Annotated in this window: 4 protein-coding genes; 1 reads left to right on the top strand and 3 read right to left on the bottom strand. The window is 49.1% G+C overall.

The genetic code is table 11. The features are described from left to right. The coding region (locus tag ACOCD2_RS20490) for an Imm8 family immunity protein (RefSeq protein ID WP_419626002.1) at nucleotides 1-192 on the top strand (192 nt) is incomplete at its 5' end. Nucleotides 193-226: 34 nt separating this feature from the next. Here ACOCD2_RS20490 and ACOCD2_RS20485 read toward each other — a convergent pair. Genes ACOCD2_RS20485 through ACOCD2_RS20475 form a run of 3 tightly spaced genes read right to left on the bottom strand, consistent with a single transcriptional unit; the run spans nucleotide 227 to nucleotide 1,070 of the window. Next, the gene (locus tag ACOCD2_RS20485) at nucleotides 227-451 is read right to left on the bottom strand and encodes a type II toxin-antitoxin system HicA family toxin (RefSeq protein WP_293650205.1); all 225 of its coding nucleotides are present in this window, start codon (nucleotides 449-451) and stop codon (nucleotides 227-229) included. Further along, nucleotides 451-681, bottom strand: coding sequence for a type II toxin-antitoxin system HicB family antitoxin (locus ACOCD2_RS20480; protein ID WP_293650206.1), 231 nt, complete (start codon nucleotides 679-681; stop codon nucleotides 451-453). Before ACOCD2_RS20480 ends, ACOCD2_RS20485 begins: the two co-directional genes overlap by 1 nt. Before the next feature lie 17 nt (nucleotides 682-698). After that, nucleotides 699-1,070: a helix-turn-helix domain-containing protein gene (locus tag ACOCD2_RS20475; protein ID WP_293650207.1), complete on the bottom strand. Its 372-nt coding sequence runs from the start codon at nucleotides 1,068-1,070 to the stop codon at nucleotides 699-701. Between the last annotated feature and the right edge of the window lie 194 nt (nucleotides 1,071-1,264).

Raw genomic sequence — 1,264 nt, 5'->3', positions numbered from 1 at the left:
TTAGAGGAAACTTACGGCATAGATGAGGTTGTTATTTGCCGCCATCATCTGATTGTTCGTGGGTACAACTACCAAAGAATTGTCGGTGCCATCAAAGATTTCTTGCGGGATTGTTCTGGTGAAAACTGGAATGAAGTTGCAGAAAAAGTATCCCGATTAGGGAAGTGGGAGTTTGAGGATTACGTGGAGTAGAACAACGAATCCCGCACATTGCGGGGTTTTGTTGCTAAGCATCTAAAAACGCCTCAACCGTAACTCCTGCTTGCCTAAGAATAGCTCTTAATGTCCCTTCTGGCATATCGCCTGGATGATTGGGAATGGTGGTGTATTTGTCCGTTGCCGAGTTGAACCAGATCTCATGAGACCCGGCGGCCTGGCGGTCAAACGCAAAGCCCAGCTTCTTCATCTTCTTGATGATCTGCCGGTATTTGAACCCGGCCAGCCTGCCCATTAGGTGCCCAGAATCAACGGGTAATCAAATGAATCCTGCACCGATACCAGCTTGGCCTGCTGATGCCGTTCGGCTTGCGCCTCCAATAACTTCTTGGCGACATTGCGGGCAATCTCCAGGGTCTCAGCAATGGTGCGCCCTTGGGCGATAAGACCGGGAATATTCTCACAGGTGGCGAGATACACGCCCTCGGGTAACTTCTCAATATGTAAATTAGCAATCTGTTCCATCGTCTTCTCTCTCGTTATCAGTTGGCGTTAGCTTTTTGCTTTAGCTGCTCAGCTTCCACAAAGGTATCGATCAACTGCGTGATTTGTTGCCGAGGTTTGGGGCTGAGCTTTTCAATTTGCCTGATCCGGCGTTCCAGCCGACTACTGACCGGCATATTCTCCACAGGCTTAATCCCCAGCAGGGCATCGGCGCTGACATTCAAAGCCTTTGCCAAATCCACCAGCATATTTGCTGGTGGATGCTGACTCTCGGACTCGTAGTAAGCAATCATCCGCCGCGTTGCATTGATCTCATCGGCTAGTTGCTGTTGGGTATAGCCAGCCGCCTTGCGCAGCTTGGCCAAACGCTTGCCAAAACTGCTCAGTTCTTTATTGATCTTCTTGGACATACACACACCTCTTTGCTCGGTATGTCCAATAGTGTAAACCCGGTTTTCGTTCATAAGGGTTGCACAGCCTTCGTTCTCGCTTTAGAATGTCCGGTAATCGTACAATCTAATGACACGAAAATCAATGGCAAAAAAATCCTGCAAAGGGCTTGACACGTTTTGAGAGGAAAACACCTATGGCACGCATCCCCAAC

Origin of the sequence: Thiolapillus sp. (assembly GCF_048562965.1) — a bacterium.
Lineage (GTDB): Bacteria > Pseudomonadota > Gammaproteobacteria > Chromatiales > Chromatiaceae > Thiolapillus > Thiolapillus brandeum_A.
The sequence above is the reverse complement of the archived record's forward strand: the minus strand, read 5'-3'. Positions and strand labels throughout refer to the sequence as shown.